This window comes from Clostridium sp. 001 (assembly GCF_019056555.1).
In the GTDB taxonomy this organism is placed as follows: Bacteria; Bacillota; Clostridia; order Clostridiales; family Clostridiaceae; genus Clostridium_B; species Clostridium_B ragsdalei.
In genome coordinates this window covers 4,391,999-4,408,257 of the sequence record NZ_CP020473.1, presented here as the reverse complement: position 1 = coordinate 4,408,257, position 16,259 = coordinate 4,391,999, and the positions used below count along the sequence as shown (strand labels likewise).

At 29.0% G+C, this 16,259-nt stretch carries 12 protein-coding genes; 3 read left to right on the top strand and 9 right to left on the bottom strand.

Annotation, left to right across the window (positions count from 1 at the left end; translation table 11 throughout):
• Positions 1-76 precede the first annotated feature (76 nt).
• From B5S50_RS20465 to B5S50_RS20445, 5 genes are all read right to left on the bottom strand, one after another.
• A complete protein-coding gene (locus tag B5S50_RS20465) occupies positions 77-3,085 on the bottom strand; it encodes a methyltransferase domain-containing protein (RefSeq protein ID WP_217302713.1) in 3,009 nt (1,002 codons plus the stop codon).
• A 268-nt stretch (positions 3,086-3,353) separates the two neighbouring features.
• Complete coding sequence (locus tag B5S50_RS20460) at positions 3,354-5,213, bottom strand: ABC transporter ATP-binding protein (protein WP_127721071.1); 1,860 nt, start codon at positions 5,211-5,213, stop codon at positions 3,354-3,356.
• A complete protein-coding gene (locus B5S50_RS20455; RefSeq protein ID WP_217302712.1) occupies positions 5,210-7,435 on the bottom strand; it encodes an ABC transporter ATP-binding protein in 2,226 nt (741 codons plus the stop codon). The genes B5S50_RS20460 and B5S50_RS20455 overlap by 4 nt, the downstream gene beginning before the upstream one ends.
• Positions 7,436-7,481: 46 nt before the next feature.
• Complete coding sequence (locus B5S50_RS20450; RefSeq protein ID WP_127721069.1) at positions 7,482-7,916, bottom strand: MarR family winged helix-turn-helix transcriptional regulator; 435 nt, start codon at positions 7,914-7,916, stop codon at positions 7,482-7,484.
• A 249-nt stretch (positions 7,917-8,165) separates the two neighbouring features.
• Positions 8,166-10,145 carry a methyl-accepting chemotaxis protein gene (locus tag B5S50_RS20445; RefSeq protein ID WP_217302711.1) on the bottom strand — a complete coding sequence of 660 codons (1,980 nt, stop codon included), beginning with the start codon at positions 10,143-10,145 and terminating at the stop codon, positions 8,166-8,168.
• Between the two features lie 405 nt (positions 10,146-10,550).
• On the opposite strand from B5S50_RS20445, the gene B5S50_RS20440 reads away from it, so the two are divergent.
• Positions 10,551-11,279, top strand: a complete 729-nt coding sequence (locus B5S50_RS20440; RefSeq protein WP_127721067.1) for a LysE family translocator — start codon at positions 10,551-10,553, stop codon at positions 11,277-11,279.
• Positions 11,280-11,335: 56 nt separating this feature from the next.
• On the opposite strand, the gene B5S50_RS20435 is transcribed toward B5S50_RS20440, so the two are convergent.
• The gene (locus tag B5S50_RS20435) at positions 11,336-11,800 is read right to left on the bottom strand and encodes a chemotaxis protein CheX (protein WP_013238540.1); all 465 of its coding nucleotides are present in this window, start codon (positions 11,798-11,800) and stop codon (positions 11,336-11,338) included.
• Complete coding sequence (locus B5S50_RS20430; protein ID WP_217302710.1) at positions 11,782-12,657, bottom strand: response regulator; 876 nt, start codon at positions 12,655-12,657, stop codon at positions 11,782-11,784. The genes B5S50_RS20435 and B5S50_RS20430 overlap by 19 nt, the downstream gene beginning before the upstream one ends.
• A gap of 421 nt (positions 12,658-13,078) precedes the next feature.
• Between B5S50_RS20430 and B5S50_RS21885 the strand changes: the two genes are divergently transcribed.
• Positions 13,079-13,210 carry a hypothetical protein gene (locus tag B5S50_RS21885; RefSeq protein ID WP_279230811.1) on the top strand — a complete coding sequence of 44 codons (132 nt, stop codon included), beginning with the start codon at positions 13,079-13,081 and terminating at the stop codon, positions 13,208-13,210.
• Between the two features lie 231 nt (positions 13,211-13,441).
• Here the strand turns inward: B5S50_RS21885 and B5S50_RS20425 are convergent, their stop codons facing one another.
• Complete coding sequence (locus B5S50_RS20425; protein ID WP_127721065.1) at positions 13,442-14,287, bottom strand: hypothetical protein; 846 nt, start codon at positions 14,285-14,287, stop codon at positions 13,442-13,444.
• 102 nt (positions 14,288-14,389) lie between these two features.
• The gene (locus B5S50_RS20420; RefSeq protein ID WP_127721064.1) at positions 14,390-15,181 is read right to left on the bottom strand and encodes a CsxC family protein; all 792 of its coding nucleotides are present in this window, start codon (positions 15,179-15,181) and stop codon (positions 14,390-14,392) included.
• Positions 15,182-15,415: 234 nt separating this feature from the next.
• Between B5S50_RS20420 and B5S50_RS20415 the strand changes: the two genes are divergently transcribed.
• Complete coding sequence (locus tag B5S50_RS20415; RefSeq protein WP_217302709.1) at positions 15,416-16,234, top strand: hypothetical protein; 819 nt, start codon at positions 15,416-15,418, stop codon at positions 16,232-16,234.
• The last annotated feature ends 25 nt before the right edge of the window (positions 16,235-16,259 follow it).

The window sequence follows — 16,259 nt, the reverse complement described above, 5'->3', positions numbered from 1 at the left end:
TATTCTCTAAAAGAGAAAAACACAATAAATAAACGACCATTTTAATAAACGGTCGTTTATTTATTGTGAAGTTGTATTATTTTTCGCATACAGCCATCATATTGTATGCAGATAAATTCATCCCTTTAGTTAATCTATTGTTTACTATAGAGTAATATTGTACGTTAGAAAAATATTTATATAATAACTCATCAAATTCTAAAAAATTATATTCCTTAACATGGAATGGATTTCTAACATTTTCTCTCACAGCTTTATTTGGAGTAGATATAATCATTTTACCCTTATTTTTTAAGACCCTAACAGCCTCAGAAAAATATCTTTCTACTAAGTTTAATGGCAAATGTTCTAATGTCTCAAATGAAATATATACATCGAAATAATTATTAGCATAAGGTAATTTTGTTACATCTCCTACAACCCAATTAATATTTTCAAAACTATACGTTTTTTTACCAAATAAAATATTCTCTTTAGCTAGGTCTAATGCTTCTACTTGTTTACATTCCTTTGAAATATATGCTGCACCATATCCAAATCCACTAGCAGCTTCCAAAACAATATACGATTTTTTTATAAAATTAAATGCTAATTTGTACCTTTCAATAACATTTATATAGCCGACTAATGGCATAAATTGAGTAGCTGGTATTCCTCTTTCCCAATTATATGCTAATTGGTTTTCTTTTATATCATCAACTATTTTCTTATCATTAATAAAACCTGCTATACCTCTATTGTTGTATTCCATATCGCTATTAATCACCCTATTAATTATTTCAATCAGTTTATTTCTATTACTTGAAAAATTTAAATAGTTAGGCAGGATTATTTCTTTTCCTTCATTATCATAAATAACTCCTGTAACTATTAATTGTGCTTCATTATTAGCTAAAATAAATTCTATTAAAGCATATCTGCTATTAATTTTTTCTTTTTTACCAATAATAGCTTTGGAATTATCAAAATCATACTTATCAACAAAATCTGTATCATAGCCACTGAACAAATTAATTTTTTCATAGACTTCTTTTATAGTATATTTAGATAAAATTAAATTATTAACATTTTGTTGTATACGTATCAATTCATTGTTATTATAAAACTCCTTATTATTTTCAATATTTTGCAAAGCAGACTTAATATTATCACTTATATTACTTTTTTCCCATATATCGTCAATGTCAATATTAACATTAATCCTATTTTGCTTCTTTTTTATAATCAGCAACTTTTCAGACAATCCATATTTATAATTGGATAAACATAATTTATCAACATAATACAAATATTCTAATACAATTTTCTTATTTTCTCCTTTTATATTACAATAATTTTGATTAAGAAATACTTGTATTAAATTAAAAATATTAATGGCTTCCAATGATTCAGTTTGTGATCTATTAATATCGAATGGGCTACTAGCAAAAAAATACATAGGAATACATGTTTCTATTTCCATACCATTTTCACTAAGTACTTTTCTAATATATTCAACACTCCTAATCCTTACGTGTGGTGACGTACTTTTTACTTCATTTTTACTTATAGCATCATAAATAATCATATAGCCATTATCATTTAATACATTTTTCATATTTTTCAATGCAAGTTTAAATTTATTTTCATCAGTTAAATGTAAAAGTACATCTGCACTGAAAACTAAATCATATTTACTATTTTTAGGATAATTTTTACCTTCACTTATGTCACCTTGTATAAAATTAAAATTATTATATTTTGATGATAATACTTCCACTGATTTTTTTGATATATCAATAGCATAATAATTACTTATTCCATTTTGTTTAAAATAATTTGTAAATACTCCTATACCTGGACCTATTTCAAATACTGTTGTTAGTTTAGATTTTTTAAATAATTTTTTAATTATTTTATCTAACGTATAAAGCCTTGCTTTATATAGATATTCATTATATTCTCTTCCTAATCCTATATAACCAACACCCTCTATATCAAATTTATTATCCAATCTATCATTCCAATATTGTTTATAATCAAACTTTTGTTGTCCTATTTTACTGCTAATTTCTATATTCTTAATTATTTGTTTTATCTTATCTATTTGTAATTCATTTCTGTAATTATCTTGAATAAAATTTCTATATTCTCTAGAATCATATTTTTCTTCTGTTATCATTTTTATTGCTTCATCTATAGAGCAAAACAAAAATTTTTTATCCCATATTTCATCTGCAAATACAAAATTATGAATTATAGGTTTTATCCCACTTGCCATAGCTTCTGCAATACCATATCCAAAGCTTTCATGTATACTTGTTGATAAAACATAATTCTTATCTTCTAACCAACTCTCTACATTGTTTTGCCATCCCTGAAAAATTACACTTTCTTCAAGCTTCATTTTCTTTATCTGGTCAAACCAATATAACTTAATTAAACCATCCTGAAACTGGCCAGCAACATATAATTTATATCTTTTATCTTTTTGAGTAAGTGCTTTCATTATTTGAAGTACTAAAACAGGATTTTTTCTAGAGTGGATATATCCTATATAAGCAATATTAAAACCTTTTTTTCTTTCTTTAAATTTATATTTGCTTAAATTCACTCCATTGTTTACAATTACAATATCAACTTTTGAATTTATATCTGGAATTTGAGCTTTTAAAAATATTTTTAAATGTTTTGTTACAATTATAAGTTTATCTACATTATCCCAGTTAACTTGTTTAGGATAATTGGTAAAGACTTCATATCTATGCAGCCTACATATTACTTTCTTCTCTCTAGCAATCGCTAATTTGCTTCCATACCCTATAAGTTCGTCACACCATTCAAACCAACATATATCAGCCCACTGCATACCTTCATCAATTTGTTTGAAATCACTAACTACAATTTTTCTATTTATATACTCATTAGATAATCCATTTATAATATCATCTAAAAAACTATCCATTCCTTGTTTTACAAAAAATACAAGTTTAAGTTTTGGACTACTAATTGGTTGTGTATGTTCGCCATCTATCTTATTAGCTGCACTATTTATTTGTTCATCATCCTTTAATTGATCTTTTACTAAGTTATCCTTACTATCCACTATTTAATTATCCTCCTTCAGAAATTTTACATTTTATAACTTGTTACTAATTTATATTTTTAAATCTTACAAGTAATAATTTTGAACTTAATATACATCACACTAAATTATATTTTGATACTATAAAATTTATGTTAAATAATTTTTATAGATTTGCATCAAATACGTCTACCTTAAATAATTAAAAAAATAGCACATCAAAAATATTCTTTTTCAAGATATTATTGACATGCTATCACTTAGTTATTTTTTTGTAACAAATTGCAATTTATTCAGCAGCCAGAGAATCTTCAAATTGGCTATTATAAAGATTATAGTAAAATCCTTTATTTTTCAAAAGTTCTTCATGATTTCCCTGTTCTACAATATCACCATTATTCATTACAAGAATTAAATCTGCATCGCGCACTGTAGACAATCTGTGTGCAATAATAAAACTAGTACGATCTTTCATAAGATTATCCATTGCCTTTTTTATCCTAACTTCTGTACGGGTATCTACAGAACTGGTTGCTTCATCAAGAATAAGAACTTTAGGATCTGCAAGTATAGCCCTTGCAATTGTTAAAAGCTGCTTTTGACCTTGGGATACATTAGAGGCTTCTTCATTTAAAATCATATTGTATCCATCTGGTAGAGTGCGCACAAAACTATCCACATGAGCTGCCTTCGCTGCAATTTTAACCTCTTCATCGGAAGCATTAAGCCTCCCATACCTTATATTCTCTATTATACTTCCATTATAAAGCCATGTATCCTGGAGCACCATACCGAATATAGATCTCAGATCATTTCGCCTAAAATCTCTTATGTCATGTCCGTCTACTAAAATAGACCCGCTATTTATATCATAAAATCGCATTAAAAGTTTTACCATAGTAGTTTTTCCTGCACCTGTTGGTCCTACAATCGCAACTTTTTCACCTGGTTTTACCTTAGCTGAAAAATCATTTATAACAACTTTGTCAGAATTATATCCAAAATGAACATTTCTAAATTCTACATACCCTTCAACCTTTTCAAGTTTTACAGGATTGCAAGTCTCAGGTACTGCTTCTTCCTCTTCTAAGAATTCAAATACACGCTCTGCTGAAGCAGCAGTTTGTTGAAGTATATTTGATATATTTGCTATTTGAGTAATTGGCTGGGTAAAAAACCTTACGTACTGTATGAAAGCTTGAATATCTCCAACTTCAATAGTCTTTTTTATGGCAAGCCACCCTCCAAGCACACACACACCTACATAACCAAGATTGCTGACAAAGTTCATAATTGGCATTATCATGCCTGACAAAAACTGTGATTTCCACGCAGATTTATACAGTGTATTATTTAGTCCATCAAACTTTTCAATGCTATCTTCTTCACCATTAAAAGCTCTCATAACTATATGACCACCATACATTTCCTCTACGTGCCCATTTACGTGTCCCAAATAATCCTGCTGCTCTTTAAAATATTTCTGGGATTGTTTGATTATGAACATCATAATTACCATAGATAGTGGAATTATGCAAAGTGCTACTAAAGTCATAGTAAAGCTTATGCTCAGCATCATCACAAGTACCCCTACTACAGTAGTAATGGAAGTAATTATCTGAGTCAAGCTCTGATTTAAAGTCTGACTCACCGTATCCACATCATTGGTAACACGAGATAGTACTTCCCCTTGATTTGTTCCATCAAAATATTTAAGAGGTAATCTGTTTATTTTCTTTGAAATTTCCTTTCGCATCTTGTAGCTTACTTTCATGGAAACACCAGACATAAGCCATCCCTGAATATAACTAAAAAGTGTACTTAACGCATATAGTCCTGCAAGTATTATTAATATCCTAGCTATATAATCAAAATCTATTCCAGAGCCTGAGCCTGAAATTTTACCCATAATTCCCTCAAAGAGCTTAGTTGTAGCCTTACCCAATATCTTAGGTCCCACTATGGAAAACACAGCACTTGCAGCTGCAAATATAAATACTATGATAACAGCTAATTTATATTCATTCATATATGACATGAGCTTTTTCATAGTACCTTTAAAGTCATTTGCCTTTTCGCCGCCCTGTATCATACCACCAGGTCCATGCTGATGTGACTTTTGTCTTTTTATCTTATATTTATCACTCATGCCAATTCCTCCTTTGAAAGCTGTGAAAGAGCAATTTCCCTATAAGTTTCACAATTTTTCATAAGCTCCTCATGAGTACCTATTCCTACTACATTACCATCATCAAGAACTATTATTTGATCTGCATCCATAATTGTAGAAATACGCTGTGCCACAATAAGGAATGTACTTGAAGTAGTCTCTTTTCTAAGTGCCTTTCTAAGGGCAGCATCCGTTTTAAAATCGAGAGCAGAAAAACTATCATCAAATACATAAATTTCAGGTTTCTTCACAAGAGCACGGGCAATAGAAAGTCTCTGTTTCTGACCTCCAGATACATTTGAGCCTCCCTCGGAAATTTCACTTTTAATTCCCTTAGTTTTTTCATTTATAAATCCTTCTGACTGAGAAACTTCTACAGCATGATTTATACCATCATAACCTACATTTTTATCTCCATATTTAAGGTTGGATTCAATTGTGCCGCTAAATAAGTATCCTTTCTGTGGTACATATCCAATTTTATCCCGAAGTTCATGCTGAGTTATTTTCTTTACATTCACTCCATCTACAAGCACTTCACCTGCTGTTACATCATAAAAACGCATAATCAAATTTACAAGGGTTGTCTTTCCAGAACCTGTAGAGCCTATAAATGCCGTTGTTTTTCCAGAAAGAGCTTTAAAACTTACATTTTTTAAGACATCTTCACCTGCTCCAGGATATCTGAAAGATACATTGTTAAATTCAACAATTCCCTGTATATTGTCTTCAAAATGTGCCCTATCTTCTGGATCTACAATTGAAATATCTGTTTCTAAAACTTCTTCAATACGGCCTGCAGAAACAGATGCTCTTGGTATTAAAATAAACATCATAGCAAGCATTAAAAATGCCATAATTATCTGCATTGCATACTGCATAAATGCCATCATATCTCCTACCTGCATATTTGAATTTGCAACTTCATGAGCGCCAACCCATATTATAAGCAGTGTAATTCCATTCATTACAAACATCATTACAGGCATCATGGACACCATCACACGATTTACAAACAAATTTGTCTTTGTCACATCTTTATTTGCCTTGTCAAAACGCTCTTCTTCAAACTTTTGTGTATTAAAAGCCCTTATTACCATCATTCCAGAAAGATTTTCACGAGTTACAAGGTTTAGTTTATCTATAAGCTTTTGTATAATTTTAAACTTTGGAAAAGCTACTGCAAATACTACAAGTATCAGTCCTAAAAGCACTATAACTGCAAGTGCAATAATCCAGGACATGGATTTACTTTTTCCCATAGCCCTTATTACACCACCAATTCCCATGATTGGTGCATAAAATACCATTCTTATCATAATAACCATGAGCATTTGTATTTGCGTAATATCATTTGTACTCCTTGTTATAAGAGATGCCGTTGAAAATTTATCAAATTCCGCATTTGAAAAGTGTTCAACTTTTTCAAATACATTTTTACGTAAGTTTCTGGCAAGTCCTGCTGCAGTTCTTGCTGCTAAAAATCCAACTGCAACGGTACACACACCTCCAAGAAGTGATATAAAAAGCATAGTTACTCCAACATTTATTATATATTTACTCTGGATTTTATCCGTATTCATTCCAAGTGCCTTGTATTCTGCTTTAATTTTAGAGGCAGTCAATTGGACAACCATATTATCATCCAAACTAGATGTTTTTTTGTTTATATCTTCAATTATTTTTAAACGCTGCTCATCTGGCATTTTAGAAATCATATCAAATAAATCTGCACTAGCCGGTATTTTCATGCCATTAAATGAAATCACTCCATTTTTCGCACTGGACTTAATCTGTTCAACACCTGAAGCATCTATTATGGATCTTCCCATTATAGAACTTAATTTGTTCATTTCATTTTTATCAACATCCTTAAGTACAAAAATAGGTTCATTTTTGAGATTTGGATACTTCTTTAAATACCTAGTATAGTCTGCATTTGATTTATCAACAGGAACATAACTTTTAGAAACTTCCTCTAAATCACTCTTATTCATAAATATTTTTATTTTTTCCATTTGGCTTTCTCTTATTGCCTGAGGTACAGAACTTACAATACCACCTTGCTGTATACCTTTATTTACAATATTAGATGTGTAATCTGGAAGCGCAAGATCACACATGGCCTGTACGAACAAAAGCATTACAGCTGCAATAATCAATCCTGCAAAAGGTTTTAAATATTTTATTAATTTAATCATATTGTTTAATATTCTCCTTATATGAATACTATAATTTCATTTTAAATTACTTCTTCTTATTAACTAAATTTTTTAATAGATGAAGTCCATTAAGTATACTATCAATTTCCTCCGGGGAAGCTTTACTCATCATATTCTCAAATTCTTGTTCAATTTTTTTAAAATTCCCCTGGAATACATTTTTAAACTTATCAGTTACATCTACATAAATTACTCTTCTATCCTCGTCACTTCTAGTCCTTTTTACTAGTCCTTGTTTTTCTAATCTATCTATAATTCCAGACACAGTGCTATTTGATAATCCCATCCTTTTACTCAAATCACTTATTTTCATATCACCATATCTACGCAATATTTCAATAAGCATTCCTTGAGGTGCAGTAAGATTAAAACTATTAAAACTACTTTTCATTTTCTTTTTAAAAGAATATAATATTGTTTTCATTTCCCTCATTATTACAATGCTTTTATTATCATCCATTTACTCACCTCTTTTACATTTTTAATTAAGTATTCCATAATATTTTGTATCGAAATCTTTCGTATGCGAATCTTTGTGTGTAAAATATTTTACTACTAATGATTTTTTTTATCAATATCTTTTTTATTACATTATTGTTAACAAAAAATAAAGACATAGCCCCTCTAATATCTCCCCTTTAAAAAAGTAGAGCTATTAGAAGGGCTAGTCCTAAAATTAGCTTGTTTTACTTACTGCCATTTTAAAAATTTAAATCTTAAATTTCTTAATTGTACTGTTTAAGGTCTCAGCTAATTCTGCCTGGCTTTCCATACTTTTAGCAATTTGAGCCATTTTCTCTGCTGCGTCATTTATATCATTCCGAATTTCATTGGTACTTTCCGAAGATTTCTGAACAACTTCAGACATGCCGCCAACAGCCTTTGTAATCTCATTTACCGTAGCTGCTATTTCTTCAGTCATAGAAGCTACTTGTTCTACAGCATTAGCTGTAAACTTAGAGTTTTCATAATATTGTTGTCCTGTACTCAAATAGTTATCCAATTGCATATTTACACTTTTATCAATAAATTGCAGCAAATTATGACTAGTTTTTGAAAGATTCTCAAAAACTTGCTGAACCTTTAATACCGTACTCTTAATTGTAGAAACTGTTTCAGAAGACTGTTCTGCAAGGCTTCTCACTTCTTCAGCAACTACAGCAAATCCTTTTCCCTGCTCACCAGCCCTCTGCGCTTCAATAGCTGCATTTAATGCTAATAAGTTAGTTTGATCTGCAACACTCTCTATTACATTCGCCATTTCTTTTATTTGTAAAACTACTTTTCCATCATCTATAGCTTTTAATATCTTTTTCTCCTCATCCTTATAGACATTTTTACATTCCTTTATGGCACTTTCAGCATTTTGTTGAACAGAGAGAGCATTTTGTTGAGATTTACTTGCAGTTTTATTTTCATCTTCAGTCTTATTTGCAAGCTGTACTGTACTGGAATCTATCTCTTCTATGGATGCAGTAATTTCTTCCGCAGAAGCGGTTGTTTCCTGAGATCCATCTGCTATACGATTTATTGAATTATTTATATTTTCAAATTTTGATGTCATTTCCTGAACCGTTGCAGAAAGCTGCTGACTTGAAGCATTAATATTTTTAAAATTTGCAACTATTACTTTAACTAGTGACTTTACATTTTCTTGAGCTTTATTTAATGAATTAGCTGTATCTGCAAATTCATCATGTCTGTCTATTTTTATAGGAGTAGTAAAATCACATACAGATAACCTTTTAGCAAATACCTGTATTTTAAAAAGAGGTTTGCAAATGTATTTTGCAATGAATATGCCACAAATTACTGCAGCTGCTAACATAATTATAAGAACTACAATACTTATAAATTCGCTCTTATTTAAATCCTGTGCATAATCACTTTGTGGAAGAATGGTCACAACTATCCATCCTGTTGCTTTGGATTGGCTAAATCCAATTACTTGAGCTTTTTTACCTAAGCCATACTTAAAATTACCGTTTTTCTCATCTATAATTTTTTGTCCATTCCCAACTTCATTTTTTATATTGTGCATTATACTGCTATTATTTGAATCTGCAATTATTGTACCATCATCTAAAGCAAGTATTGCATATCCAGTTTTACCAACCTTAGTTGTAGTTAATTTCTTTTGCAGAGCAGATAAGTCAACATCTGCAGCCACAGCACCCTGTTTTCCACTACTAAAAGTTACTTTCTTTGCTATAGTTATAATAATTTTACCTGTAACTGCATCTTTATAGGGCTTAGTTACAAATACTTGTCCATCTGCAGCCATAGTGTCTTTATACCACTGTCTACTAGTTGGATCATATCCTTCCGGCAGCTTAACACTTTCAGGGTATATTAACATCTGTTTTGTTTCATCTGCTGCATAGCACTGCATTATATCTTTATTACTCTCATTTATGCTCCTAAGGGCATTCATTACGTCATCTTTGTTTTCACTTATTATATTATTATTAATTGATAAAGACTGTATATTCTGTTTTAATGAATTGTTATGCAAATCAATAAATGAAGCTTTTTCCCTTGCTATTTGACTAGTTAATTGATAGGCCTTGTTACTTACAAGTTTTGTTTCCATGTAAAAAGATAAAAATGATATTACTAATAATGGTACTATAACAAAAAGTATCAATATTCCCACCAATTTACGCTGTAATGAAACTTTTCTCACCATAAATGTCACTCTCCTTTATTTGTAGTCATAATCATTAGCGATAATGTATATACTATACATTATTGTTGATATTATTACTAATATTATTGTTAATAATAGCATTATTCGTAAAAAAAATCTATAAGTATTTTAATTCGTGAAAGTTCTTATCGTACATTGATTCATTTATACTTAACAACCATATTTTGAATCACTTCATTGTTATGTCATTTATTATCTATATTATTTAAATTTCATGCTAATTTTTATCGTATTTTGCGGTACAATAAATTTATACTATAAAATTTATAGAAATGAAACATATTATGTTGAATATGCATCTATTTAAGGATAAAATAATAAGGTATGAATAAAATATTTTCATTAGACTAAATTTTAAATACTATATTGAAAGTGAGAAACTATATGTTACTAAGTTTATTTAAAGGAATACTTATAGGATTGATAACAGGTATGCCCTTAGGCCCAATTGGTGCAATGTGCCTTAAAAATACTATCACGTTTGGGCGTAAATGTGGTTTAATATCCGGCCTCGGTTCAGCACTTACAGACACTATCTATGCAACAATTGCAGCATTAGGTTTTATATTAATAGAAAAATTCATTCTCATTCATAAATTATATTTTCATGTAATAGGTGGAATTATATTGATTTGTTTTGGTGTCTATTCTTTTATTAAAAAAAGTCCGGGCAAAGATATAGATAAAACAGGAAATATGAAATCTTATTCACCTAGCGGTTCTATGTTTAAAGCTTTTATATCAACATTTTTTATTGCGCTAGCAAACCCAGCAACAATTTTTTCTTTTATAGCTGTATTTACAGGACTGCGCTTGGCACATATCGGACAAGAACCAGATCATAAATTACTTTTAATACTAGGAGTATTTATAGGAAGCATGTTGTGGTGGATTCTATTAGTATTTACCATGAGTAAATTTAATAATAAGCTTAATGTAAAAAATGTAAAATTTATAGATAAAATTTTAAGTTCGATAATAGTTTTTTCAGGAGTTGTAATAATTTTAGCAGGCTTCAAATATTTTGGTCCAATGAAACCTCATTTTATATTACATTCCAAAATATTTAAAATATTTTTAAATATTAAATATAATATGTCAATACATCATTAAAAGTGGAGAATATACTTATTCTCCACTTTTAATATATCTAAATAATAAACAATTCTTTATTTACATTTCTCTATTGCAACATTTACTCGAAATGAAAGTCCATCTATAATCATTTCCACACATATCGTCTTATCTGCATTTGATGAAGCTTTAAAATTTCCATACATCAATGTAGGGGTTGATATATCTATTCTAATGCCTTCATTTGAAAATGATGTGGATGCATTGGCAGTAAGCATATTTGTAAGCTCTTCAATTGCACTTTGAGCCATTTCATCTAATTCTTTGACTGGAGCTCCCATCATCATCTTAGAGGCTATAGCTTTTGCATTCTCTATAGTAGTCTCATATATGATGTTACCTTTCAAATCGCCTACAATTCCAATGATAATTAAAACTCCCATACTTTCTATAGTTTTTCCCCTAAGACTAATCTTGCCTCTTTTTATATCATTTATTCCAAGCTCAGGCATGACATTTAAAAACGCATCAAAAAATGGATTTATATATTTGACATCCATTCTCCAGACCTCCTTTGAAATCCTACATTTACATATATCTCACCAAATTCAGTATTAGCTACAGAAGATGTAGTTGTATCTAATTCCGCTTTAGATATATTTATGGAATTTCCATAAAATATACTTGGAGGTGCTACACGCAGTCCTAATAATTTATTTTTTCTATTGAGTACAGAAGATGCATTTCCTGCCACCATGTTACAAATTTCTCCCATAATGTTTAACATTTCCTCTGCATTTTTAGGCTTTCTCCTTAATGCAAATTCAGAAAGTTTCTCTGCAGTATCATAAGACATATCTAGTAACATTCTTCCTGAATACTTACCTATAATTCCCATAACAACTGATATTCCCCTGGATACTAACTCTACATCTGAGTTACTTTCTTTACCAAACTCTGGTACTGTTTTCATTAATTTATTAAAAACATCCATAAAGGATTCTTTATAAACCTTGTAATAAACTTCATCAAGGTCCTTAAATAATTCATCATCTGCCATTATTCTATTTATCAATAAAGTAAGTTCTTCAGGGTCAACAGGTTTTTGAATATATCCACAAGCATGATTTTTTTTAGCTTTTTTCACTATTTCATCATCCATCATGGAACTTACTATTATAACATTTATGTTTGGATCTATGGAATGAATTGCTTTAGTACATTCAATGCCATCTGTACCTGGTATAGTCATATCCATAGTTACAATATTTGGTCTTAATTTACCTACCACTTCAATGGTCTCCTGAAGGGAAGTAGCTTCACCAACAACATCAAATCCATTATCAGTAAGCATATCCCTGAGTAATGCAATTGAAAAAGGTGAATCATCCACAACTACTACTTTAATATCTTTCATAATTCCACCATCTTTCTTAATTTAAATGTTATTCCTTTATTTTCTACACTTTAGATAATCGACTTACTTATAATTATATTAACATATTTTTTATAGTGTTTCCAAAAAATTTTTCATATATGTTCAATTTGCTCATAGTAATTTATTAACATTTAATATTATATGAAATTTCATAAAAATTCATATAAATAAATTTTAAACAACACTTTTTTTGCAAACTTATTTATATTTTTCAATATAAAAATATAGCTTTTATTCTAATTATCCTTAAGATGTAGTAGCTTGTACAATTAAAGTGAAAATTTATTAAATTCTGAATTTTAATTTTATATTATAAAAATCTTTTAATTTTAACTATAATTTCAATTGACATTTTCTTTTTATGAGTATATAATAGTAAAAACGAAAGGGGTTGGTAACTTTGAATAAACTAAAAGATAAAAAATCAATATTAATAACTTCTGATGTTATTGAAGAATGTCTATCTGAATCTCTAGATATTATTGAAAAAGAAGCTGCATCACATAGTAAAAGTAAAAAACAAGTAAAATAACTTTGTATACCCTATTCTATTTTTATTTTAAAAATAGAATAGACTATACAAGGTTTATCCTTACTACATATAATTACCAATTAATATTTTTATATAATGAATTTTCAATTCAACTTTAACCTTTCTTTTCTCATTTATTTCTCCTGAAAATAATTAATGTAAACTCTCATCCTATCTCCTATTATGTTATCTGATAGGATAGTTTTAACATATATAAAGAATATATACTTCTTAATTATTAATACGACTTGCTACATAAACATTTTGATTTTGAGTTAGTCTTATAATTAATGTCATAACCATTTTTTGGTTAATTATTTCAAAAAACGTTTTTCCGTTAAATTTATTGTAAGTACTTTGAATATCTTTTATGTTTATTTCTTCAAAACTAGCATGAATGAGATCACATGATATTTTAGACGGCTCATTATAACTTTCATAAAAAATTTGCTCACAATTTTGAGCATTAGCTAATGTGGATTTATTTTTATAATTTTTTTCACACATCAATGGGTTGACAATATATTTAATTTTAGTAACACAATGAAATGGAACTTTTATTACAATATTTCTAATTTGTCCATTTGATAAATTAGTATTATCTGCCACTAATTCTGAATACTCAATACTTTTTTTTACAATTCCACTTAAGAAAAGCTTTCTCACATTAGTGATTAAACTACATTGAGTAATGAAAACTGTTCTCCTAATAGACTTTATATAAGCAACTGGTTTTGAAAAACTTACAGTATTTTCAATATTAATTCTAACAGAAGGTTGTGATATTATAACAGGTAATCTTACAGGAAAAAGTCCATTATTGACAAAAGGTTTTACCATATTACTATTACATTCTACAATCATCTTGGAATTGCACATATTTGATTTTATTTCATCAGTTTTCATTTTAACATTAACTTTTAATGTCTCCTTATGAAGTTCACTATTTTTACTAACCTTGCTTTTATTTTCAGAAGTATCCTCCTGTTTTGTTTTAACACAGTATTTATTATGTTGATTTTTTACTACATTTGAAGAAGTTAAATATTTTTTGTTTTTGAATTTACTTTTTCGCATATTCTTGCTCCAATTTTGCTTTCCATTTATAATATGCATTTTAATATATTTTGTTGACTTAAGGGACTGGTTATAAATAACCAGTCCCTTTATAAATAATTACTATTTTCTTTGAATAAAATCATTAATTGAAAAATTCCAATTAGATTTTAATGGCATATCATCATTTCTAATTGATTTTTTTATATTATTTCTAGCACCACACTTGCCAGTCTTATCATCTAAAGACCAAACTTGCTGTTTTTGCAATAATTTTAAGCATAGATATACCACTGATTTATCAGTAAACTCTTGAAATTCTTCTTCATTCTTAAATCCATCAATTGGGATTCCCCTATCGTCGATATCTGCATCAAAAATTGCAGACCATTCGAGTTCACAAAAAACAGGCTCATTAAAAATTTCAATATTTCCCCTGTCTGCTTCTCTTATATTTTTTCCTTTTCTTTTTGCATCAAAATATCTAGCTACTACCGGAGGAAGATTTGGAAGAACTCTTGGTAAATTAGTGAAATTTACTTGAGTGTATGCTTTAATTGGAATATGAACGGTAGTATCCTTAATAACTCCACTTATTCCAGAACGAGTTGTGCATTCTTTTGTAGCATATTCTATATTTTTTCTTATATATCCCTGAATAAAAACTTTATCTGTTGGAGCGATATATCTGCATTCAGTTAAAAATATTTGTTTTTCTATTCTTTTTATTTCATAAGCAGGCTCATTGAGTCTGATTTTTGATTCTGAATCCAATTGAACTACAAATTCTGCAAGAACCTTTGGAACCTTGTATGCTCCTCTTGGTAAAGGATAATTATTAGCACCTGATAGTGTATCTGCGCTTATAACTCTAGCACTACAAGTAGGTTCAGGACAAAAACTAGAATTATCCATTTTAATATCTCCTTTTTAAAACTTTAGGATATTATTACAATAATTTATATCCTGATATATACTATTCTAAAGTTTCTAAAAGTTCCACTTATTAAATAAAAATATGAAATTTTTTGCTGCAAATATATGTCATGAAATTTTCTTAACTATAGTATACTATAAAAAATCACAACTATAATTTTCAAGCATAATATATAATGTAAATATTGTATACTTTTTAAAAGGAGGAAGGTTATGTCAATAAGCTTTAATAAATTCGTACCACGTCCCGGACGTGTAAATAAGCAAGGATGCCTACCAGATCCATCAGAATTAGTCTGCGTCGAGGTACCTAAGGTTTTTGACCAATGTTTGATTAAAAAATGTCTATCCTACTGCGAAGGACCTGATACAAATACTACAGATTGTGAATTGAGAAGTAATCCTTTAGAAAATCCTAAAATATTTTTAGGATGTAGAGATTTCAAAATTTCATTAAAATCTGTAGAAAAAATACCTATACCAAGAAAGAAGAATTATAAAAAACTAGTAATATGTTATGTAATATCATTTTATGCTGATTATATTGATTGCAATGCAGTAAACAGAAGTGAATTTTTTGAAATTAACAGGGAAGATGTAATTTGGAATTTTTATTGCCCTGATTCTGTTGCTAAAATGTCAAGCAGTAGAATGCATTCTAAAGGATTAGAAGATTGTGATACAAGTATGATAAAACTTGAAATGGTAGCAGATGCACTTCATGGAGAGATAACTAAATGTGATGATAACAAATTTTTAGATATCACTTTAGGTTATTATATAGTAGTTAAATGCCAAATAATAGTTCAACTTTTAATACCTGCTTACGATTATTGCGCAATACCTAAAGAACCTTGTCAGCCTGAACCAGAAGAAAATATCTGTAATAGATTTAATAAATCTCCTGTACCTAAATTTTATCCAAATCAAAACTTAGAGCCTCTATTCCCAGAATCCGATGAAGATGAAGACGAAGCAAATGAAGATGAAATGAATGGATGTGATTATGAAGGAAATGACCCTATGGAGTGATTGAAAATCTAGTGCACAAGTAAAT

Bases quoted from the DNA above. Each gene is read 5' to 3' on its own strand.
- B5S50_RS20460 (WP_127721071.1), bottom strand. From the start codon at position 5,213: ATGAGTGATAAATATAAGATAAAAAGACAAAAGTCACATCAGCATGGA.
- B5S50_RS20455 (WP_217302712.1), bottom strand. From the start codon at position 7,435: ATGATTAAATTAATAAAATATTTAAAACCTTTTGCAGGATTGATTATT.
- B5S50_RS20450 (WP_127721069.1), bottom strand. From the start codon at position 7,916: ATGGATGATAATAAAAGCATTGTAATAATGAGGGAAATGAAAACAATA.
- B5S50_RS20445 (WP_217302711.1), bottom strand. From the start codon at position 10,145: ATGGTGAGAAAAGTTTCATTACAGCGTAAATTGGTGGGAATATTGATA.
- B5S50_RS20440 (WP_127721067.1), top strand. From the start codon at position 10,551: ATGTTACTAAGTTTATTTAAAGGAATACTTATAGGATTGATAACAGGT.
- B5S50_RS20435 (WP_013238540.1), bottom strand. From the start codon at position 11,800: ATGGATGTCAAATATATAAATCCATTTTTTGATGCGTTTTTAAATGTC.
- B5S50_RS20430 (WP_217302710.1), bottom strand. From the start codon at position 12,657: ATGAAAGATATTAAAGTAGTAGTTGTGGATGATTCACCTTTTTCAATT.
- B5S50_RS20425 (WP_127721065.1), bottom strand. From the start codon at position 14,287: ATGCGAAAAAGTAAATTCAAAAACAAAAAATATTTAACTTCTTCAAAT.
- B5S50_RS20420 (WP_127721064.1), bottom strand. From the start codon at position 15,181: ATGGATAATTCTAGTTTTTGTCCTGAACCTACTTGTAGTGCTAGAGTT.
- B5S50_RS20415 (WP_217302709.1), top strand. From the start codon at position 15,416: ATGTCAATAAGCTTTAATAAATTCGTACCACGTCCCGGACGTGTAAAT.